Source organism: Salinisphaera sp. T5B8, from assembly GCF_040361255.1.
Taxonomy (GTDB): domain Bacteria; phylum Pseudomonadota; class Gammaproteobacteria; order Nevskiales; family Salinisphaeraceae; genus Salinisphaera.
Genome location: NZ_APNG01000006.1, coordinates 104,417 through 126,013 on the forward strand (window position 1 = coordinate 104,417; position 21,597 = coordinate 126,013).

Annotated in this window: 17 protein-coding genes; 4 read left to right on the forward strand and 13 right to left on the reverse strand. The window is 61.0% G+C overall.

Annotated features, from left to right (window positions below):
- Positions 1-54: 54 nt before the first annotated feature.
- From T5B8_RS07225 to T5B8_RS07235, 3 genes are all read right to left on the reverse strand, one after another.
- Complete coding sequence (locus T5B8_RS07225) at positions 55-1,335, reverse strand: WD40/YVTN/BNR-like repeat-containing protein (protein ID WP_353177487.1); 1,281 nt, start codon at positions 1,333-1,335, stop codon at positions 55-57.
- 432 nt (positions 1,336-1,767) lie between these two features.
- Positions 1,768-3,756 (reverse strand): oleate hydratase, encoded by a 1,989-nt coding sequence (locus tag T5B8_RS07230; protein WP_353177488.1) that lies wholly within the window; start codon positions 3,754-3,756, stop codon positions 1,768-1,770.
- A gap of 295 nt (positions 3,757-4,051) precedes the next feature.
- Positions 4,052-5,281, reverse strand: coding sequence for an MFS transporter (locus tag T5B8_RS07235; protein WP_353177490.1), 1,230 nt, complete (start codon positions 5,279-5,281; stop codon positions 4,052-4,054).
- Between the two features lie 183 nt (positions 5,282-5,464).
- On the opposite strand from T5B8_RS07235, the gene T5B8_RS07240 reads away from it, so the two are divergent.
- Positions 5,465-6,277, forward strand: coding sequence for a LysR substrate-binding domain-containing protein (locus tag T5B8_RS07240; protein WP_353177492.1), 813 nt, complete (start codon positions 5,465-5,467; stop codon positions 6,275-6,277).
- Positions 6,278-6,365: 88 nt separating this feature from the next.
- On the opposite strand, the gene T5B8_RS07245 is transcribed toward T5B8_RS07240, so the two are convergent.
- The 3 genes from T5B8_RS07245 to T5B8_RS07255 all read right to left on the reverse strand — a co-directional run bounded on the left by T5B8_RS07245 (position 6,366) and on the right by T5B8_RS07255 (position 9,377).
- Positions 6,366-7,523: a hypothetical protein gene (locus tag T5B8_RS07245; RefSeq protein WP_353177493.1), complete on the reverse strand. Its 1,158-nt coding sequence runs from the start codon at positions 7,521-7,523 to the stop codon at positions 6,366-6,368.
- Positions 7,524-7,689: 166 nt separating this feature from the next.
- Positions 7,690-8,526, reverse strand: coding sequence for an arginase family protein (locus T5B8_RS07250; RefSeq protein ID WP_353177495.1), 837 nt, complete (start codon positions 8,524-8,526; stop codon positions 7,690-7,692).
- A 149-nt stretch (positions 8,527-8,675) separates the two neighbouring features.
- On the reverse strand, positions 8,676-9,377 hold the full coding sequence (locus T5B8_RS07255; protein WP_353177497.1) for a LysE family translocator: 702 nt from the start codon (positions 9,375-9,377) through the stop codon (positions 8,676-8,678).
- On the opposite strand from T5B8_RS07255, the gene T5B8_RS07260 reads away from it, so the two are divergent.
- Entirely contained in the window at positions 9,376-9,933 is a 558-nt protein-coding gene (locus T5B8_RS07260) for a TetR/AcrR family transcriptional regulator (protein ID WP_353177499.1), read from the forward strand. The genes T5B8_RS07255 and T5B8_RS07260 overlap by 2 nt on opposite strands.
- An 85-nt stretch (positions 9,934-10,018) precedes the next feature.
- Here T5B8_RS07260 and T5B8_RS07265 read toward each other — a convergent pair whose 3' ends face one another.
- Positions 10,019-10,399, reverse strand: a complete 381-nt coding sequence (locus T5B8_RS07265; protein WP_353177500.1) for a hypothetical protein — start codon at positions 10,397-10,399, stop codon at positions 10,019-10,021.
- Positions 10,400-10,844: 445 nt separating this feature from the next.
- Here T5B8_RS07265 and T5B8_RS07270 point away from each other — a divergent pair, with 445 nt between their 5' ends.
- Both T5B8_RS07270 and T5B8_RS07275 read left to right on the forward strand, forming a co-directional pair.
- A complete protein-coding gene (locus tag T5B8_RS07270) occupies positions 10,845-11,267 on the forward strand; it encodes a DUF2231 domain-containing protein (protein ID WP_353177502.1) in 423 nt (140 codons plus the stop codon).
- Positions 11,264-12,727, forward strand: coding sequence for a PQQ-dependent sugar dehydrogenase (locus T5B8_RS07275; RefSeq protein ID WP_353177503.1), 1,464 nt, complete (start codon positions 11,264-11,266; stop codon positions 12,725-12,727). Before T5B8_RS07270 ends, T5B8_RS07275 begins: the two co-directional genes overlap by 4 nt.
- Positions 12,728-13,053: 326 nt before the next feature.
- On the opposite strand, the gene T5B8_RS07280 is transcribed toward T5B8_RS07275, so the two are convergent.
- From T5B8_RS07280 to lhpI, 6 genes are all read right to left on the reverse strand, one after another.
- Positions 13,054-14,322 (reverse strand): hypothetical protein, encoded by a 1,269-nt coding sequence (locus T5B8_RS07280; protein WP_353177504.1) that lies wholly within the window; start codon positions 14,320-14,322, stop codon positions 13,054-13,056.
- Positions 14,323-14,746: 424 nt separating this feature from the next.
- A complete protein-coding gene (locus T5B8_RS07285) occupies positions 14,747-17,014 on the reverse strand; it encodes an NACHT domain-containing protein (RefSeq protein ID WP_353177506.1) in 2,268 nt (755 codons plus the stop codon).
- Positions 17,015-18,005: 991 nt separating this feature from the next.
- Positions 18,006-18,617, reverse strand: a complete 612-nt coding sequence (locus tag T5B8_RS07290) for a hypothetical protein (RefSeq protein WP_353177508.1) — start codon at positions 18,615-18,617, stop codon at positions 18,006-18,008.
- Positions 18,618-18,682: 65 nt separating this feature from the next.
- A complete protein-coding gene (locus tag T5B8_RS07295) occupies positions 18,683-19,003 on the reverse strand; it encodes a hypothetical protein (protein WP_353177509.1) in 321 nt (106 codons plus the stop codon).
- Between the two features lie 263 nt (positions 19,004-19,266).
- Positions 19,267-20,580, reverse strand: a complete 1,314-nt coding sequence (locus T5B8_RS07300; RefSeq protein ID WP_353177511.1) for a short-chain fatty acid transporter — start codon at positions 20,578-20,580, stop codon at positions 19,267-19,269.
- Positions 20,581-20,628: 48 nt separating this feature from the next.
- On the reverse strand, positions 20,629-21,561 hold the full coding sequence (lhpI, locus tag T5B8_RS07305) for a bifunctional Delta(1)-pyrroline-2-carboxylate/Delta(1)-piperideine-2-carboxylate reductase (RefSeq protein ID WP_353177513.1): 933 nt from the start codon (positions 21,559-21,561) through the stop codon (positions 20,629-20,631).
- Between the last annotated feature and the right edge of the window lie 36 nt (positions 21,562-21,597).

Sequence of the window (21,597 nt, forward strand, 5' to 3'; positions counted from 1 at the left end):
GCCCATACGGATCGCCAGCCGGCTGATCACCTCGGCGCTACGCCCAAGCTGAGCTCAGGGATCCAGCGGCCACGACAGCAGAATCGGCGAGCGTTGCGTATCCCATCGCGGATCGGCGTCCGGCCCGGGCTTGAGGGTGCCCGAGCCCACCACCCAGACGCGTTTCTTGCCCAGGGCCAGGCCCGCGAGCTTGACGCTGCCGGTATCGGTGCGCCCCGGCCGGGTCAGATCCAGCCATAGCGTCCAGTTCTGGCCGCCGTCGTCGCTGCGATAGACCAGCCCATCGTTGGTAATCAGCCAGCCCCGCTTCGCATCGCGAAAACGCAGGCGAAAGACACCAACCTCGGGCTCGTACATGACCGGCCGGGGCAACTCGAGTTTGGTGGCCTGCCAGGTCTTGCCCTCGTCGCGCGTACACCACACGCTCATTCCGCCGCCGATACAGCCGTGCTGGGCATCGACGAAGTCGACCGTGGTCAGGTGGGCGTCCTCGGCGCCGATATCCACGGCCTGCCAGCTCGCGCCGGCATCGTCGCTGCGCAACACGGTACCGCCGCTGCCGACGGTCCAGCCCAACTCGGGGCCGGTGAACAAGACTTCCTGCAGATTGACGTCGTCCATCGGCACGGGTAGCTCGACACGCTGCCAGTCTTGGCCGTCGTCGGTGGTGCGCAACAGGCTTTCGTAGCCGACCGCAACCACGGTGGTATCGTCAGCGTAGGCGACGTCGAACAGCCCCATCGGCACGTTCAGCTGTTCAATCTCGGGCGCGCGCGGATCGTCGAACACACGGTTGAACGGCTCCCAGTCGCGACCGCCGTTACGGGTTTCGAAAATCAGTCCCCCATTCTGGCCGACGGCATAGCCCTGGCCATCCGGGCGCATCGCCAGACCGAGCACGCCGTCGGCAAAGCCCGAAAACGAATCCACGGTCCAATGGCGTGCCTCGGCATCGCTATGGGCCAGTTTCAGGCCACGCCCGCCGACGGCGACCAGTTCGCCGGACGGCATCACCTGAATATCGCGAAAGTAACCGGTGATATCGGAAAAGCCGGAGGCAGTGATGTGCTTGCCCTCTTCGTCCAGTTGCATATCGAAGCGCTCGACCTGCTGGCGCGTGGGAGCGCCGACATCGTGCAGGTTGTAACACCGCCCGCCCAGACGCTCCTGGTCCTTAAACGGCAGACACTGCGGATGGCGCTTGCCATCGGGCACTTCGGACAGCGATTTAATATCTGGCGAGGCAGCCGAGGCACTCAGCATCGGCAGCAACCAATACGCCAGACCGATGGCCAGCAGTACGAAGCACAGCAGACGAATACGTGAAGCAGACACGAGCGACTCTCCGCGGTAGTTGTTGGGCATTGCGAGGCCAATATCGATACCGGGAGCGACACGCCGGCCCGGTGTGCCGACCTGAAACCGATATCCCCGCCCTGCAGTGCGCGATTCCATACGCGAGGCACGGACCAACGCACGCACAGCAAAGCCGCGAATTATGCGTCACGCACCCGGGCGGTGCAGCGAACGTCCCGGCCGCCGTCGGACTGACGTTGGTGTCCTGTCGCGTCTACGGCTCGGCGCGCGGCGGGATGTGCGTGGCGATGCCCGCCTCGTACTCACGCAATTCAGTGGCCGCCCGTGGGGCCGCAACGCCGCCACGGCGGCGCTGGCAGCGTCTTCGATTGCCTTATCCACGCGATCGCGCTTGAGTGCATCGCCCAAGAGCAGCCTCGTGTGCGTTTCAATTCAACGCGCCCCCCAAGCTCATTCCCGTTTTTTGTCGAAGTGCTTTCGGAAGCTCGTCACCCACGACGCCACGCCCTTGAGTGCGTCGCCGGCCTTGGCTGTCAGCGCGTCGATTTCGCCTTCGACCGCATCGTATTTGGATGCATTCTTCTCGGGAAGTGGCGGCAGAATATGGGCGTAGTAGGTCCGCTCGAGTAACCGATGCAACAGCCGCTCGCCGGGAAATGGCTGACCACTGTTCAAGGCACGCGCGCCCTTGATCAGGTTGCGGATGTCGTACTGGGTGGGGCTGATGTCCGGCGCCTGTTTGGGGATGTTGAGCAGCTTGTAGACGCCAATTCTGGCCGTGCGTACCGACGCCTCCATGGTGAAGATGATGTCGTTCCGGGTTTCGACGAATTGCCCGATCAGGCCCAGGTTCGTGCAGCCCTGCGGTACCACTGCCGGCCGGTCGCCTGCGGCGCGCGGCATGAACTGCGCGGTGATATAGGGCATCAAGGCGGTGCGCACTTTCGTGTGGGCCACGATTTCCTCGAGCTGCGTTTCGATACCCAAGTGGTAGCACAGCTCGGCGAGAATCTCTCGGCCGGTGCATTGCGGCATGGTCTTTTCGACGTAGTTGCCGGGCTGGTCCATCAACAGGCCGTATACCCACAGCACGAGCGTGTTCTTGGGCTGATCCGGAAAATGCGGCTGCCGATTACAGGTAACGCTCAGCAGCCAGTTCGAATCCGTGAAGGTGATGATGCCGCCTGTCGCCGTGCGCCCCGTATACGGGTCGTTGACACAAAGCGTCTTGATTTTATCGACCAGCGGCGAGGGCTTGCAGGTCAGCGTGGCCGATTCCCAGATGGAGCGGTCGGTGTCGCCATAGAATTTCTCGGGACAACCGAAAACCGGTGATTTCTTGGCCAGCTTACGCCACAGCGCCCAGCCGCTGTGCTCGCCCGGCTCGTGTCGGCCGACATCCAGCTGCGGCACCGTATCGAGCGCGCCATAGGCCGTGTTTTCGGTCATCGACCCGGTCAAGGCGAAAACGAGATCGTTTGCGCCGATATCAATCCGGCGCGGCTCGCCGGCAACGCGGCAATCGATGCCGGTCACGGTCTTGCACGTGCCGGCCATGTCGAGTTCCAGATCGTGCACGCGCGTTGAGAACTGAAATTGCACGCCCTTCTCACGCAGCATATCGGCCAGCGGTTTGATGAAGGTGTCGTACTGGTTGTACTTGGGAAACACCAGAACCGACATATCACCAAAACCGTCCACCGAATCCAGGAACCGGTGCATGTAGAGTTTGACTTCGAGCAGGCTGTGGCAGTTCTTGAAGGCGAACATGGTGCGAAAGAGCGCCCAGAAATTGCTCTTTAGAAAACCGGCGCTGAAGTAGTCCTCGATGGTGATGTCATCGAGGTCTTCCTTGCGCTTGAGCATCAGGCGAATCATTTCCCACTGCTGCGCGGTGGACAGACCGAAATCGGTAAAGTCCAGAATCTCGCCCCGATTGCGCATGAGCCGCGCCTTCGAGTAGTTCGGATCGTTGTCGTTGACGAGCCGGTACTCATCGAGCACCGAATAGCCTGCCGGCAGTTCCGCAGCCGGCACGTCCTGGAACACGTCCCACAGCGTGTCGTAGTTCCAGTTCATTTCACGCCCGCCGCGGATGATGTAGCCGTGCCGCGCATCGCCGGCGCCGTCCATCGAGCCGCCTTCGATATCCATCTCTTCCAGCACCGTGATGTTGGAAGCCGGCATGTGGCCGTCGCGGATCAGATAGAAGGCTGCCGCGAGGCCACCAATCCCGCCGCCTATGATCCACGCCTTTCTGTCTTCGACGCCCGGCGTGGGCAACGGGCGATGTCGTGCATAGGGCCCAATGAAATCGGGCGGCGGCAAGGTATTGTCGGGGCGATGATGCCAGTAGCCCGCCGTGGCATCCGGCTCGTGCTCGAAACCGTCCGGCGCAGTCGTCGGGATATCGAAACCGGGCACTGTCTTTTTCGGCATGGCGCGAACACTCCTGTCTTGGCGGCACGATCCAGGGCTCAGACTTAACTATCGTATGAAGTCTGGCTATCCATCGAATTGACCTGGATCAGCCTCCGAGCCGTTCGCTAACCAAGGTGGAACGGCCGTTGCCGAACATGACCGGCAAGACGAACCGGCGTACTCATCGGTTATCCGATTGACCGTTCTCGACGGCGGGCCGGGCGCAACTCGGCATGCGCGCCCTCGTGTCAGCGACCGTGCAAGCCCGCGACCGGCCGAACACGGCGACCGGATACGCCGCCCGGGCTAGACCTCAGGCCGCGGTCGGGGCCAGGTTGGCCACCCGGTGCTCGCGGATCGGCCAATGCATCGCCACCGCGACCAGGCTCAGCACGACGCTGGTCCACCAGATGGCGTCGTAATGGCCGGTGCGTTCGTAGATCCAGCCGCCCAGCCAGACGCCGGTAAAGCTGCCCAGCTGGTGGCCGAGGAACACCACGCCGTACAACGTGGCCATGTAGCGGGTGCCGAACATGGTCGCCACCAGTCCGGTCGTGGGTGGCACGGTCGCCAGCCAGAGAAAGCCGGTCAGACAACTGAAGGTGAGCACGGAGGTCAGCGATAGCGGCAACACCAGCAGGGCCACGGTCACGATGCCGCGGGCGATATAGATGAACATCAGCAGGCGTTTCATCGACACCCGACCGGAGATGTAACCCGACACCATCGCCCCGGCCACGTTACACAGCCCGATCAGCCCGATCGCCCAGGCCGCCACATCCGGATCGAAACCGTTGTCCGTGAGGTAGCCCGGAAAATGCACGGTGATGAAAGCCAGATGGAACCCGCAGACGAAAAATCCCAGCGTCAGCAACCAGTAGGACAGATGCCCGCGAGCCAGGCCCACGGTGGCGGCGAAGGAATCCTGTGCGCTGACAGCACTCACCGGTGCTGTCGGCTCGGGCCGTACCCGTCGGGCCAGCGGCATGATCAGGATGACCATCCCCATGGCCATGAGCGACATGGCATTCAGCGCCCCGATCCAGCCGAACAGATCGATCAGCTGCTGGGCCATGGGCACGATCAGAAACTGCCCCATGGAACCTGCCGCCGTGCCGACACCCAGAACCCACTGCCGATCGTCCTCGCTCACCGCCTTGGCCATCAACGGCAGCACGATGCCGAAACCGGTCCCGGCGATACCCGCGCCCACGAGTACGCCCGCCCCCATCTGCAGGGTCCAGACCGAGTCCACGCCCGCGGTCAACCAGAGCCCCAGGGCATAGAGCAGCGCGCCGCTGACCAGCACCTTCGTATTCCCGAAACGATCCGCCAGGCCACCGGCTAGCACGGCGATCACGCCCCAGGCGAGGTTCTGGATGGCCAGCGCCAGGCTGATCACATCCCGACCCCACTGGTTGGCGTCCGCGATCGGCTCGACGAACAGACCGAAGCTGGCACGAAAACCAAAGGCAAACATCAGCAGCAGCGAGGCCGCGCCCAGGGTGATCCATGCAGATGCGCTCAGGCGGGGGAAACGCATGCCAGGCTCCTGTCCGTTCCAGAATCAATTGATCTATTCTCAACAGGCCCGAATCGACGGGCAAACGATATTTTTTACCCGCTTGAATAAGGTTTTCTAAGCCATGAGCCAGCCGCCCCTGAAAGCCCTGTATTACTTCTGCGTCGCCGCCGCTCGCTGAGCTTCAAGCAGGCGGCCGACGAATTGTCCGTCACGCCGGGGGCCGTCAGCCAACAGATCAAGACGCTGGAAGAGTGGCTCGGCTTGCCGCTGTTTGTGCGTAGCGCACGTCAGGTCACGCTTACGGAAGCCGGCAACTCGTTCTACCGACGTATTTACCCGCCGTTGTCGGAGGTGCTCGGGGTGACGGTGTCCATGCAGCGCATCAATCGCAGCCGGACCGTCCGGCTCACCCTGCCGCCGAGCTTCGCCATGATCCGGTTCGGGCCCAAACTGGCCGCCTTTCGCCAGGACCACCCCGACATCGAACTGCAACTGCATGCCTCATCGCTGCTGTCCACGCTCGACGGCACGGACCATGATCTGGCCATCCGCTACCTGCCCGAAGCCGATCCGATTTTCCACAGCAGCTGTCTGGCAACACTGCAGGTCATGGCCGTATGCAGCCCCGCGTATCGGCAGCGCTTCCCCCGGCTTGCGCAAGCAGACCTCACCGGCACGACGCTCTTGCACGACCACCTGCACCCGGACTGGCAGCGGATGATCCAGCAGGCCGGGCTGACCGGTCAGCCGACGGACAATCTTTACTCGGACCATTCCATGCTCGCCATGCAGGCCGCCGAAAGCGATCTGGGCATCTGGCTTACCGACCCGGTCCTGGGCGGGCCGGCGCTGGCGGCCGGGCGTCTTTGCCGGGTATTCGAAACCACCCTGCCGGCCAGACGCCACCTGTTTCTGGTGCACAACCGCCAGTCGCCGTTAAGTGCTGCCGCCACAACGGTCAAACACTGGATTTTCGATCACTTCCGGCTGGCGCAGTCGGCCGCCGATCACTAAGTCGCAATCGAAACGCGACCGATCCCGTCCGGCGTCAGTGCACGAATCTCTGCGAACGCGTCAAAACCGCCCGCCGTTTGTTCACACGCTATCGCGAAAACCGGCCACCGTTTGCGATACACGCCCGCTGGACGAGCGCGGGGTCTGTTGCGTACGTGTAGGTGGTTTGGCTACGCGCGCCACTGCGCATGCTGCAGCTGGGCCCGCTTTGATCGCAGCCGCCGGGCAGAACCCGGTTGCCGCCGCGTACGCACTGGTCGCGAAAGCGCGCCACATCCTGACTGCCGGCAAGACGGTAGTCGACACAGACTTCGGCACGCGGGTCGTAACAGCTCAGCGAATGGTCGCTGGCGCCGCCGCGCTGGGCCGATTGAGGCGCCGACTGTGTCGTCGCGGCCCCACGTCGTGTACCACCCTGCCCGGCCATCGAGGCGCCGTGGGCCAGCGCACGCGCGTCGTGTTGTCGAACGGCCGCCAGCGCGTGTGCGTACCCTTGTGCGCTCGCCTGCGCCTGGGCGGCGGTGGTCGGTTCCGCAGCCATCATTTCTTCGTTATGCCACGTGATACAGGTGCGACGGCGGGCTGCTTCCACTTCGGATGCAATACGCGACGCTTGCCCTGCCGGCGCGACATAACAGCCCCAGGCCTCGAGTGAACACTGGCAGGCCATATCGATCACGATATATTGTTCCTGCGCCACCGCGCGTGCCTGTTCCAGGCTCATCGGCGCCTGCGCCTGGGTCGAATCCTGTGGCGCCGGCAACGCCCGCGGCCAGCTGTCGAACCAGCGCTCGATGCACTCGTAGTTTTCATCGCAATACGCTGCCACCCGGCGATAGGCAGCCTGATCGACGGGATGGCCGGCATCACGCGCCTCGATACGCACGTGTTGACACATCCAGTCCCCGCATTCGACCACGATCTCGTTATCCGCACTCATATAACGACGCAGCGCGCTGATAGACCGATCGTCCAGGGCATCGTATGCCTCGATCGTCGGTACCAGCGGCTGGTCGTCAGGCAAGCTGCGTACCTCTCGACAAAACGGCGAATTCTCGTCGAGCCAATCCCGTGCGCCCGAAAGCATATCCGGCAACGCGTCGATCATGTAGCCATGGCAGGCGCTGCGAATCACCCCGTCGAGACGGCTTTCGAATTCTGCATCCGTTTGCTGCGCGCCAAGCGGCATCCAGCTACCGATCGCCCATACCGCAAATGCCACCGCCCATTGCACGCGTCCAACCATCCCCGCCCCCAACATCCGCCCGCTCGAATAGCAAAGATACCCCATTGCGCGGCCGCGTATGGCAGCCCGATCTTCGCCGCATCACGCGCCAAGCGCCAGGCACTGCCTGATTCGCCGAACGCCCGAGTCGGCCACGTCACGCAGCAGCGCTGGCATTAACGAATGGCTAGCGAGTCTGCGTCGGCTCGCTTTTGAGCGCATCGATCACGGGCTCGAGTGCTTCGATTAACGGCGCTGGCGAGACGGGGCTTTGCTCGGGGCGCCACGCATTCTGAAATTCCGCGATCTCGACGCCAATCACCTCGCTGCGCGCCAAGGCAACACAGGCCTCGTGAATATCTTGCAGGGATAGCCCTTCCGGACACACATAGTCCGTTGGAACAATGCCTGGCTCAAGCACATCGCAATCCAGATGAATATAAACCGGGCGTCCGGCGACTGCGGCTTCGAGTTGCGCGACAAACGCGGCCCCGGGTTTGATATGCGTGACACGCCCCGTATCGATCAACTCGATCTCATAGGGATCGAGGTCTCGTTGTCCCACGAGGATGATGTTGTGAAGCGCCAGCCCCGCACCGAGGCCCGAATCCCATAAACCGGCGGGCCCTGCCAAGGCCAGGCCACCTAAATAGCCGCTGTCGGACGTATCCGGCGTATTCAGATCGCCATGCGCGTCGAACCAGACAATGCAGGCGTCCGGTCGATGCTTTGCAATAACCGGAATAGTCGCCAGCGACACCGCGCAACGACTTGTGGCAGACAAGGGCCTATGACCTTCGGCCATCACCCGCTCGAAATGAGTCTGGATGCCTCGCAAGGCCGCCATCGCCTGGTCAAGCTCGATACGCCAGTGGGCATCGAGCGCTTTCTCCGGCGTTCCGATGGGGGACGCACGGATGCCGAGTTCTGTAGCCAATACCTCGCCGATCGATTTGGCGCCCGGGATGGCGAGATCATTACGATCACCCGCGCGGGCCTGAAATACGGTCAAAGCAATGGACATCACAGATACCAGGCAATGTGAAGCGCAAGGCGCTGAGTGCGAACCCTAAAAGCGCCGTGACCAGCCGAAGCGCGCCAACGGGCGTTCGCGGCCAAGGCTTTTATTCTGCATACGACGCAAGGCAGCCGCCAATCCATTCACGGCCCGTATTAACCGAACATCGCCCAAAACACCGCCGCGACCATGGCCGTGGCGAGCACGCTACGTATCACGCGTGCCGCGCGTGGGCGGCGCAGCCACGCCGTGAGCAGCTGGCCGCTCGCCATCCACACGAGGTTGGTCGATGCCGCCACTCCAAGGCATGTCCCAGCGGTCAGGCCGTACGCCCAGAGCGGCGACTCAATCGGCAGTAGCGACTGCGAAAAGATGGCAAGAAACGCCGCGTAGCTCTTCGGATTGAGCACGTTGAGCAATACGCCGTCTCGAAAGCGCGGCGCACCGCCGGCATTCGCCGGATCGCCTGGTGGCGAAGCCGTGGCGATCCGGTAGGCGAGATAAACGATATAAAGCGCCGCGACCGCCTCCAGAACACGCCGCAGGTTGGGAAACTGGCTGAACAAGGCCCCGAGCCCCGCAGCCGCAGCCAGGGCTACGAGTGCAAGGCCGGTCATGATGCCAAGGTAAAACGGCAGCGTACGGCGCAGGCCGAACGTCGCGCTCGACGCCGCAAGCGCTATGGGCGCCGGCCCCGGCGAACCGAGGATGAGTGCGGCGGTTAGCGCGAGCGAAGCGATCGCCGTGGCCATGGGCAGTTGTCCATCCAAAGCAAAATGGAACCATTCAGTACCGTTTATACAAGATGGAACCGATCGGTTCCAATAGGCTCGCTGTTGGACTAATCTGGCCGACATGCCCACGCACGCCAGGGAACGCCTACTCGATTCCGCCGAGGGCCTGTTTTATCGCCACGGTATTCAGGCGGTCGGGATCGATCGCCTGCTGGAAGACTCCGGCGTCGGACGCGCGTCGTTCTATCGCCATTTCGAAAGCAAGGATGCGTTGGTTACCGCCGTACTGGCCCGGCGTGATGCCGCGTGGCGAGAGATGTTCGATGACATCCTCGAGGCCTGCGACGGCGAGCCGCTGGCGCTGTTCGACGCCATGGCCATGCGCTACGCCGAGAACGATTTTCGTGGCTGTGCATTCATCAACGCGGTGGTGGAAGCCGCAGACCGGAACAGCCCCTGGCACCAGATCGCCGTCGCACACAAACACGCGCTGATCGAACAGATCACCAAATCACTGCGCGCCGCCGGCCACGCGGATGCCAAAACACAGGCAAGCCAGTGGGTGCTGCTACTCGACGGCGCTGTCGTCACCGCCATGCGGGAAGGCCACGCCGGGCCGATTCAGCAAGCAGGCCGGATGGCGGCCCAATTGCTGGATCGACCTATCCATTCGACCTGAGCGAGCCTGGATGCCCAGACCGGAGCGGCGCGCCAGACGCCTCGGACCCCGTGCTCATATACAGATGCCGCCGCGAGCCTGGCGATCAATACGTCGCGTAAAGATACTCGCGCATATTCCTCAAGATATTGCGAGGCCAGTCAGCCGATGTCGTGTCGCCGAAGAAACCGACATCCTTCGACCCTTCAGCGACCACGTGAACGCGAGTATCAGCCCCCACTTGCTTGAGATAGACGCCAGCCACGACGTTCCAGTCGAAGGGGGTAATACCGTGTTCGCCCAACACCATACCCCGCGAACGATCCGCCTTCTTGAGCGCAAACCCCGTCTGCTTGAGCCCGACTTTCGCGGCTTCGAAAACCTGGTCGCCGTTATAGCCCTGAAAGACATCACCATTCTGGTATTCGGACCATCCCGTCTTGCCACGCTCGCCATCGAACGCCGCCTCGTCCGCGCTCTGCGGCAAGGAATCGAGGCTCGCGCACCGGTCATGACGAGCGCCGCAACTACCACCCATACAATTCTCATCGAAATCCCCCTTTTCGTGGCAACTCAGCCTTGTATTAGCGACGCCGGGCGCAAGTCGGCTCGCGATTTGGGCACCGTATTATGTAACGCCGCATCTAAAACGCGCCCCGTACCAAGCGCGTCAATCCGCCGCTTGAATTAAATGCACTGAGGCGTCCCCGGCCTGCTCGGATTTCCCAGCCGGTGCTTCGCGGCAGGGACGGCAGACGACGGCTTGGTGCCGTTCCTACACCAAGCCGCCCAGCATCGCGATCGCAGCCACCCTCGTAGATAGAAATACTTTATGCGGGGTTTGCCACGCCTAATACACTGGTCCGAAACCACTTGCGTAACCAAGACCCGACGCAGCAGCGCGTTCTGGGTTGCGCCCACAGGAGTCTGTCTTGACGACGGCCCACCAACCGTATCGAAGCGGCATTCATCCGCTTCATGCGCTGCTACTGTCCGGGAGCTTCCCGCTCTTTCTCGGCGCCGCGCTGGCCGACTACGGCTACGCCACGTCCTACCTCATTATCTGGAGCACGTTCGCCTCCTGGCTGATTGCCGGCGCGCTCGTATTCACCGGCTTCGCCATGCTGTGTGCGCTGATCGGCCTGTTCCGCGCAGACAAGCGCGGCACCTACCTTCTGTATTTCGGGTTACTGCTGGTGACCTGGGTTCTGGGCTTCATTAACGCCCTGGTCCATGCACGCGATGCCTGGGCGATGATGCCCACGGGTTTCGTGCTTTCGATCGCCGTCGCCGTGCTTTCCTGCGCCGCCACGCTGCTCGGCTTTTCTCGTCTCGGTCGCGGAGTCCGCTCATGAAAACGCAAGCCATTCTCTACAGCACCGCGGTGGCCGTGGCACTGGCCGCCGGTAGCGTGCACGCCGCAGACACCGCCCAGCAGTTCGGCCCCAACCCGAACCTGCCCGAACCGCAGCGCGGCCTGCTGCCCAACATGACGATTCCGGAGCCGGCCCCCTGGGGCGACGAAAAACCGACTGTACCGGACGGCCACACGATCACCGCCATCGCCACCGATCTGAAGGTTCCGCGCCAGACGATCGTGCTGCCCAATGGCGATATTCTGGTCGCCGAGGGCAAGGGCGGCGGCAAAGCGCCCAAGAAGCGGCCGAAGGACTTCATCGCCGGCATCATCAAATCCAAAGGCACCACCTCGGTCGACAGCGGCGACCGGCTGACCCTGCTGCGCGACGCCGACGGCGACGGTACCTACGAAAAACAGACCGTGTTCGCCCGCAACCTCAATGCGCCCTATGGCCTCGCGCTGGTCGGAAACGACCTCTACGTGGCCAACCAGGACGCGCTCGTTCGTTTCGACTACGAGGAGGGCCAGCTCGAGGCCAGCGGCGCGCCGGAACTGATCACGTCCTTGCCGGCCGAGATCAATCACCACTGGACCAAGGCGATGACCGCCAGCGCGGATGGCGAGCATCTGTATGTGGGTATCGGCTCCAACAGCAACATCACCGAGCGCGGTATGGAAGCCGAGGTCGATCGCGCCGAAATCTGGGAGATCGACCGCGAAACCGGTGCCCATCGCGCCTACGCCACGGGTCTGCGTAACCCCACCGATCTGGCCATCCAGCCGGATAGCAACCAGCTCTGGGCCGTGGTCAACGAGCGCGACGAACTCGGCCCGAATCTGGTGCCCGATTACCTCACGACCGTGCAGGAAGGCGGCTTCTACGGCTGGCCGTACAGCTACTGGGGCCAACACGTCGACACGCGCGTCAAACCCGAAAACCCGGACAAGGTCAAAGCCGCCATCGCGCCCGATTACAGCCTTGGCTCGCACCACGCACCGCTGGGTGTCGACTTCTCGAATGCGCAGGTCGGCGGCGAGTTCGCCAACGGCGTGTTCGTGGGCGAACACGGCAGCTGGAACCGCGGCGACCCCGTCGGCTACCGCGTCGTGTTCATCCCGTTCGAGGACGGCCAACCCGCGGGCGACCCGGTCGATTTCGTTTCCGGCTTTCTCACCGAAGACAACAAGACCCGCGGCCGCCCCGTCGGCGTCACTGTCACACCGGATGGCGCAGTCCTCGTTGCCGACGACCTGACAAACGCCATCTGGCGCGTCACGCGCGACGACGCGAACACGCAAGCGGGGGATGGAAGCGACAGCGTTTCGGGCTCGGAACAGGCCGATTCGGAACAGGCCGATTCGGAACAGACCGATTCGGAGCCGGCAAGCTCGGACCAGTCCGACTCTTCCGAGCCGTCTGACGCCCGCGCAGACGAAGCCAACTCCTCCTCCTGAGAAGACTGGCGGCCCCGGGCCACCGCTCGACGCCTAGCACGCCCCGCGGGTTCTCCCGCGGGGTTTTTAATGTATGAGGAGCCTTGCCAAGGCCAAAGCGTGACCGACTTGCGGTGCTACGCTTTAAGCCCAGGCCCCGCAGCTGGGCCGCATACTTAATCCAAGTTTCCCGGCGCGATTAGCGCAAAGTCCGCTAGCTTGTTCATGAGTTAAGTATACTGTCCCTTAATCAGACTCGCCGCGGTGGCCCAGCACCGCGCTAACGCGACGAAGCGGCTCGCTGTTTCGTGCGCAGCCACGACCAGGCCACCGGCGTTCGCGGCGCATTATTGCGCATCCAACCAGCGCGCGAGGCGCGCCCTGCGATTGCGCCCGCGCAACAGCCGCACCACGGCACAAACACCGTGATACACGCCAAGCCCCGCCAGGCCATAAAACGCCAGCGTCGCCGGCAACCGATCGAGCCAGTCCAGCGCCGATGCACTGGTCGCAAGATCCACGGGCATGCGGTAGGCCCGCGTGCCGCTGACAAGTGCGATAGCGATCGCCGCCATGGCTAAACCGGCCACCAACGCATGCGAGCGCCAATCCACGGGCGGAAAACGTTTCAGCTCGTTGTAGCGCGACAACGCCCCATGGCTGATCACGCGCCCCTGCTGCGTTACCGTAACGTCGGCGACCACCAGCGTACGCCCACGCAGGGTTTCGAGCCAGTGTTCGGGGTAGCGAAACACGATATTGCCGATCAGCACCACCGGCCACCGCTGGGCCGAGCTAACCACCGGCCCGGTGGCCGCTTGGTGAATCATCATCTGAGATATGCGCGCTTGCGCATCGCCGGTTAGCTCGCCGATTCGTTCGCTACCCGGTATATCCGCTTCACAATCGGCCACGCTCACACGGCCGCGCACCCGAAACAGGCGCTCGCCCTGCTTGTACATGCCCACGCTCGACCCGGGCCTATAGACGAGCAACCCCCAGACGAGCGGCAGGCAGCCGGCCCCGAACCACACCGGGTGCACACTCGGCACAGCCAGCATCACGATCACCGCGCCCAGAGCGATCAGGCTCGCGCTTATCACCCGCAAGCCACCGGTTTCGACAGCGCTGTCGCTCAAACGCAGGCGAAAATCGGCGCTGCTCTCACGGTATTCGCCCATCAGTCGCACGCAGTGGTCTGCGTCGCTTTCCGGCAGCGTATCGCCCGCCACCAGCGTGGGCAGCACGGGTACGCCGTTAAGCTCGACCACCAGCGACTTGTCCCAGGCACGTACGACGCGGGCGGTGCAGTGCGGCGCGATCGACGCCAGCAGGCTTTCATGCACGCGCACCCATAGATCGCCGATGTAGATTCGCCCGTCGGAGCCCGTACCGGCCGTGACGCTGAACTCGCCTTCCGTGGCATGCACGCGGCCATCGATCAGCACCTCGTGCGGATACGCCAGGGCAACGGCCAGCCGGTCCCGCGGCGATAGCGTATTGGCCTCATCCTGCGCGGCCAGCCGCCGCGACACTTGGCGGTGGCGCTGGTAGCGAAACCACCATGGAATGCTGACAGCCAGCACCAATAGCAATGCAAAAAACGCAGGAGTCATCGCGCATCCCAGTCCGCCTCAGGCTGCAACAGACACTGCGCAGAACCCCGCGGGCCGGCTTTATGGATCGGCGGCCGATTATAACGACTGCTTGGGAGCAATCCGTACACCGCACCCGATCGCCCGCGTGGCTGCCCAAGCCGGCTATCGAGGGCCTGGCGCGATCTGGGGACAGCGAGATCTGAATCCATCGAATACGCGACCAGAGCAAACCGCGCTAACACGATGCTCGAATTAAATATACTGTCACCGGATCCCGAGGTCTTTTATAACCGACAGCGACTACACCAATCGCTGAACTATCAAACACCGGAGAGCTACGAACGTAAGCTAGCCACTAACCCCTGATCTGGCTGTCCGAAAAAGTCGGGACATCTCATACTGTCCCTAAATCCCTGTCCCCGGATCCTCATACACTCTCGCCCTATTCTCCATTATTTAAGACCCTTATGAATTCATCCCAATCATCGCCGTGCTTAATAGCCGGCTCTATATTCTTCATCGGAATGGTAAGTTTGTATCGCCTTTGTACGCCAGAACCGCGATAGTCAATCTCCCTCACCACCCCTTGCTTGATCAAGGCCGGCAACACCGAACTTTCAAAGAAACCATACGCCTGACCAAGCCTAAGCTTAAAAACAGACTGGTTTAGATGAGTTGCCCGCATGAATGCTCGAAGCGCTTGTATTGCTATTTCAACCCGCTCATCCGGCTCAACATCTTCAGGGCACGACTGGCCTTTGTCCAAGACATTGCTAAAACTAAAACCAATTTTTTCGACCTTCCCACGGATATCGCCAGGGGAGAAAAACGTTGCGTCTGAATCAGGCTCAAAAACAGCGTCTACGCGACAATCTTGCATCGAACTATCATATGCCACCTTCGTCGAGGGTATATCTAGCCGCACAAAGTCACAGCTATGGAAAACGCAGCTCGAAATGCGGGCTCCCGTAAAATCCTGGCTATTAAAGCTGCATTCAAAAAAGTTTATGCCTTTTAGCTTCCTGTTCGCCATTACTCCATTTGGAAATGCGTTGCCAGAAATAGAATAACTATCTAACTGCAAACCATCGAGAATTCTAATCGCGAGAGCCCCGGCATTTTCCTTTTCAAAACTCGTAGTAAGAGACGACTTACCGATCTCAGATAGCTTATCTACATACTTTAGATAGTCTTTCTCTTTGCGCTTTAAAAACGCCACCGCCGCATCACATGTGCGTTCAGGTAGCATCGCGACGCCGAGAAGTGTGCTCAAAGACGTAATCCCGGAGCCTTCGATTTCCCGCCCCATCGCCTCCCCTAGGTAAAATTCACGAAAATCCTCATGGTCAAATGTGAGTTTTCGTGCAGATCCTTCCGCAGTAGTCAGCAACGAATGCTGGTGAAGCCTCTCTTTTACTTGTCGCGTAGTCGAAGCATCTTTTTTGTGTTCCGTGCAGAAAAGATCCGCGAGCATATCTAAGTAGTCATACCTTAAAGCGTGAGATTGCGTGTTCCACATCTCCAACGCAACGGAGGCTAGAAGGCCGTGATGCTCTTGTATTGACAGCAACGGCGAGGCAGCCGTATCGCGGGCAGATCGATCAATCCATTTTGCATGAGCTTCTCGTTCGATTATCGCGCCGACAAATTCGTAAAAATAATCTTCGGGCTTCGTTCCTAAGCGACCGACCAACGAATTTGGTTCACCCTCTTTCGCTTCGATCACCAGCTTCTTGACAAGCACGGCCCTGGTTAACAAGGGATGGTCCGCGCCCAACCTTCTCTCGACAAGATCGTAAAGCTCCCTCTCGTCCGGCACCCCCGCTTTACTTGCATACGCCAGAAACCTATCCTTGTCCCATCGCCGCAAGGCGACTCTTGCGAACACCGCCCCCGCATCTTCACCAATCGAGTCGAACATACGAGCTTGCGACGCGAAGCTCCGAACCTCGAAATAGGCCCGTCTGGCTGCAATGAGAACACGCCCTGAACCATGAAGCCTATTTATTAAATTGCCTAGGGCCGATACTGCTTCACCAGACCCGGTTTCCAGGAAGACTTCCTCAAACCCGTCAAGCGCAGGAACAATAGCGTCCATCTTCACAAGTTCTGTGAACGCATCGTAATACATCAAGAACCGGAATCTATTCGTTAGATCGGCAGCTACTACATCGTCAAGGGCCATGAACGGGCGCCCACCAAGATGGATCGGAACTATAAGCCAATTGGCCTCCCCTTTCTTATATCGAGAGGCTTGAACTCGAGCCATATGGTTAATGAGTGTCGATTTTCCCTCACCAGCATCAGACGTTAAATATAAGACTTTTGAAACTCCCAAGAGCCCGCGGTCTAGGAATTCAATTATCTGGTTTGAAGCTCTATTCGACTCGGTCTCATCGATCCGCGCGGTTTCCAAATCTTGGCTCAAGAGCGAGCCCTCGGGATCGACAAAATTCGTCTCCTCAGGTATTGCGCTGAGCAATCGATCTGCGAGGAGTGGCAATCTGGCTACACGATTAGTCAGCCAACGATAAGCGCTCGTACTTTCGCCGCCGTCTTCGGATACTTGAATTTGGCCTTCATTAGTCGTTATTTGGGCTGTGACGATTTCATCACGAATTTGCGCGACGAGCTCGCCTTTCTGCAGATCGACATCAACCGAGCTATCTGCGAATGCCGAGACGGCGTTGGCGAAATCCTTTGCATTCATAGAGCAATCCTCAGTTGAACATAGTTGTTCCCGATACCCACTTGATACTCAGGCGGCGTCGTTTGCCCAGGTTTCGAGTGAATATGGAGAACCTTCGCTCCCCGACCGAGCGAGAGGCGAATACCTGGCCACATATCGTCGTCTGAAGAGACCACAGCGACCACACTATTGCTAGAGGCAAGGTCAATTAGATCAGCGGTTAACATCGTATCGACTAGCTTCTGCTCCGCCCGCGTAAGCACTTTTTTAGGGTGGAGTTCACAGTCAACGTGGGGACAGCGACGGTCGGTCAAAAACGCGTGTAAATGCTGGAGCGGACAAGCGTGCGCGGCAACGCAACCTTCGTAGGGCGGCGGACTACACTTTAACCCCCCAGGGAACCCACGTAGTCGGTAAGTATGGAGCATATTAATTTTGGGCTCGATAATCATACTGCGCGCAAGTTCGACTTCAACCGGAATACGCCTAACTCCATTCTCGTCCTGTATCAGATACGGCCTAGGAAAGTCTTTGGCGAGTTGACTAGCAATGTCTTGAGCGACTCGAGAAAGCACGTCTCCTTCGTACCAACCTCCGTACAGTCTCACATTTACGCCTTGAGCTCCGGTAAGGCTCGATGCGTCTATCGCTTGGAGAATTTTTCCGACAACGTGGCAAATTCCAGGTTGTTTTAAAGCAGGTGGAAGATTCGCGTAATCGACGAGAATTCTCATATATTCGTGATCATTTTTCGATATCCGTTGAGGCCATGCTGCGCGGTGCGTGCCAGCGTTACGGGTAGTCGTGTGTTTGCCCAGCGCGACCAACATGAATTAACCCGCTGTAAGCAACCTGTTTATGCGCATATATTCGCTACGGCGCAGCGAGCCGGGGTCAAGCGAGCCGGGGTTGTGTCTTGCATTTTGCATAGCCCGGCCTACCGCTCTCTAATACGGATCGACCGAACAAGAATTAAGTGAGTATGGATGATCCGCAAACGCGTCCATAACCCTTAATCCGTGGTTGTTGAATCGTTGTCAGCCGCACTATCGCCAGATATCAAGCCGGTCATCTGTTTTGAGAACGCAGCATAGGCTTCTGTCTTGGCACCGGTAACGGTCGCGAACAGGCTACGCTCGCGAATGGAGAAATCCTCGCGTCGGCTTGTGCCATTGCGCTTTACGATGGCCGTACCGGCCATCTCGCAAGCCGCTCCGTCCCAGGTATTGGCTAAACCCAGCTGCTTGAAAGTGACCTCTAGGGTGGCCGACGCAGCGTCACCATCGCCGTTAGCAGGCATCTGCTCAATCACCGCCACACGCGGATCCGCTTGAAGGCTCGAAATGAGCGACTGGCGCAGTGTCCGAGCGTCGCTATTCATGAAGCAGGTGGTGTTTTGCGTCGGGATATACGCGCCACCGACCGGAATCATGCCGCTACGGCTGACGCAGCTAAATGCGTCGGGATAATCAAACGGCGGCAGATAGACACGTTCGATTTCTCGCGGCAGCTCAACCTGCGTGGTAACCGGCTGCATTTGCCCGGAAAGCGTCGCGCATCCGGTCATGCTGAGTACAAGCGCTAGCGTTCCAAATAGCGCCGTTGCTAGTCGTACGATCCTCATCACTCCCCCTTGCCCCTGTACTTCTCTGTGCTATCGCAACAAACCCAAAGCGCATCGCCCGGCAATTACCACTCCGGAAGCCCCCGCTCGCTCAACACCACCCGATTCCCCGCCGCATCAAACCGCGTCAACTCCTGACGCCCACGCCGGCAACGCACGAAGGTGGCATTAATCACACCGTTCGATTCGGCGAAGCATTCTTCCTTGGAACGCGGCGCGATGGTGATCCATTGCGGCTGGCTGTTGATGAGCGGCTGCATGGCGGCCTGGCTGACGCCGCTGCTGAAGCTGCCGAACGCCCGGCCGAGCGCATTGGCGGGGTCGGCTTGTGCAACCGTGGTGGCGCCGGCGAGTAACGCCAGCGCAGCGATGATTGGATAGTTCATGTTCCCCTCGTCTCGCGCGGCGTGCCGCGCGCTGGGCCGGCGCAGGCGTAGCTGCGAGGCCGAGTAGAGAACATTCCATAAAACCGCGCGCAAAGAAAAGACCCGCGTTAGCGGGCCTTGATTAGTCATTGGTCGCAGATTCGGGGCGAATCAATGCGGGCCAATGGTTACGTTTGTTACCGCAACGGGGACGGCGGGCGTGTTTTTACGGCGTGCCGCCGGCGGCGCCGCGCCAAACGGCGCGCGACGCGCAGGTGGTTTGTCTAGATCAGCAGCAACGCGCCAATGGCGACACCGGTAACCAGCATGATGACCACACAAAAGCCCATGATGTCGCGGGCCTTGAGGCCGGCGATGGCGAGGGCGGGCAGCGCCCAGAAGGGCTGGATCATGTTGGTCCAGGCGTCGCCCCAGGCAAAGCCGGTGATCACGTTGCCGATATTGGCATTCAGCGATTGCGCCGCTTCGATGAGAATCGGCCCTTGCACAGCCCATTGGCCGCCGCCGGAGGGAATGAAGATATTGATGAAACCGGCGGAGAGGAAGCTGACAAGCGGTAGCGTATCGGCCGAGGAAATGCTCACGAAGCCGTTGGCCAGTTCGGCGGCCAGGCCGGAGGCGCTCATCATGCCCATGATGCCGGCATAGAACGGGAACTGGATGAGCACGCCGGCCACGCCGCGTACGGCTTCGTCCAGTGTTTCCAGAAAGCGTTTCGGGCTGCCGTGCAGGGCCAGGCCCAGAAAGATGAGCACGAAGATAACGATATTCAGGTTCAGGCCGCCACCGCCCACGGCATAGGCGATGACCGCGGCGAAGCCGAGCGCGGCGCTGATCCAGGCCAACCATTTGGACTGTTCCAGACGTTCGGCCGGGCGGGTTTCTTCGTCGTGCTTCGCGTCGGTCGGCTCGTCGGTGAGCTGGTCGGCCTTGACCGTGACCGGGTTCTTGAGGCCGCGCATCATGAAGCCGCAGACCACGGGCAGCAGCACGAGGATGACCGCACAGATGATGAGATTGAGCGGGCTGAACAGGGTTTCGCTGGTAGAGATCAGGCCGATCTTGTCTTCCAGAAAGTGCCCGGGCGTGGCCACCACCAGCGGTGCGGCGGCGGATAGCCCCGCATGCCAGATGATGAAGCCGGCATAGGCACTGGCCACCAGCAGACGATAGTCCACGCCTTCGACACGGCGGGCGAGTTCACGTGCCAGGATCGCCCCCACGACCAGGCCGATGCCCCAGTTGAACCACGTGACCACGAGCGACACGAAGGCCACGATGACCACCGCACGCACCGGCGTTCGCGCGACCGTGGCAATACGCGCCACCAGATGCATGAACAGCGGCGTCTTGGCGACGGTGACGCCCGTGACCAGCATCAGCGCCATCTGCATGGCAAAGCTGAGCAGGTTCCAGAAGCCGTCCTGCCAGAATCCGAGCATGGCGACCGGGCCGTGGCCCTGGAAGATCATGCCGGCGGCGAACACGATCAGGGTGATGATGAGCACCAGGATCAGTGGATCGGGCAGATAGCGGTCGAAGACGCGGACACAGCCGCGAGTGAGTGCACTGAACATGGTGGAATCCCCCTTTTTCGGGCTGCTGGGCCCGTTATCGATAGAAAATCAGCTCTGGCTCGCTTCATAGATGAGTGTGGCGCTGGCCAGGTCTTCCAGCGCGGTCCCCACCGCCTTGAATACGGTGATGTCGTCGCGGTGCTCGCGTCCGGGATGGTCGCTGCGGCACAGGCCGGCCAGATCGGCCTGGATATCGGCCTCGGCGAGCGCGCCGCTGCGTAGCGGTTCGATCAGATCGCCACTTTCATGCAGCGCGCCGTACACGTCGACGAATACGCGCCCCCGCGCGAATACGTCGTCGTCGGCTTCGCGCATGACCGGCGAAAAGCTGCCAATGAGATCGACATGTACGCCCGGCTGCAACCAGGCGCCGCGAATAAGCGGCTCGGTGGACAGCGTGGCCCCCACCACGCAGTCCGCCGTGCGTACCGCGGCTTCCAGATCGGTGGCCACACGCGCGTCGAAACCGTCGTCGTTGAGCTGGCGTACCAGCCGATCGGCATTCGCGGTGGTCGGGTTCCATACCCGCACACGCTGGATCGGCCGTACGCTGGCATAGGCCGGGGCCATGAGCGAACCAATACGCCCCGCGCCCAGCACGAGCAGCTCGCTGGCATCGCCCCGGGCGAGATACGAGGCGCCCAGCGCGGAGGCCGCGGCAGTGCGCCGGGCGGTAATCTGGTCGCCGTCGATCAGCGCGAGATGCTTGCCGGTATCGGCATCGCACAGCAGATAGCTGGCATGCAGACCGGGCATGCCGCGCCGGCCGTTGCCGGGAAACACGCTCACCACCTTGATGCCCATATAACGCTCGGACCACGCCGGCATGAGCAGCAGCGTGCTGTCGTCGGCATTACCGACACCGTGGTGGTGATGGCGCTCGGGCGCCTCGCAGCCGGCAATAAAGGCATCGCGCAGCGCCGGCACCAGACGATCGAAAGGCAGATTGCGGCGGGCGGTTCGGGCATCCAGGGTCAACATCGGGGCGTTCCAATCGCAATAAATAAAACAGATCTC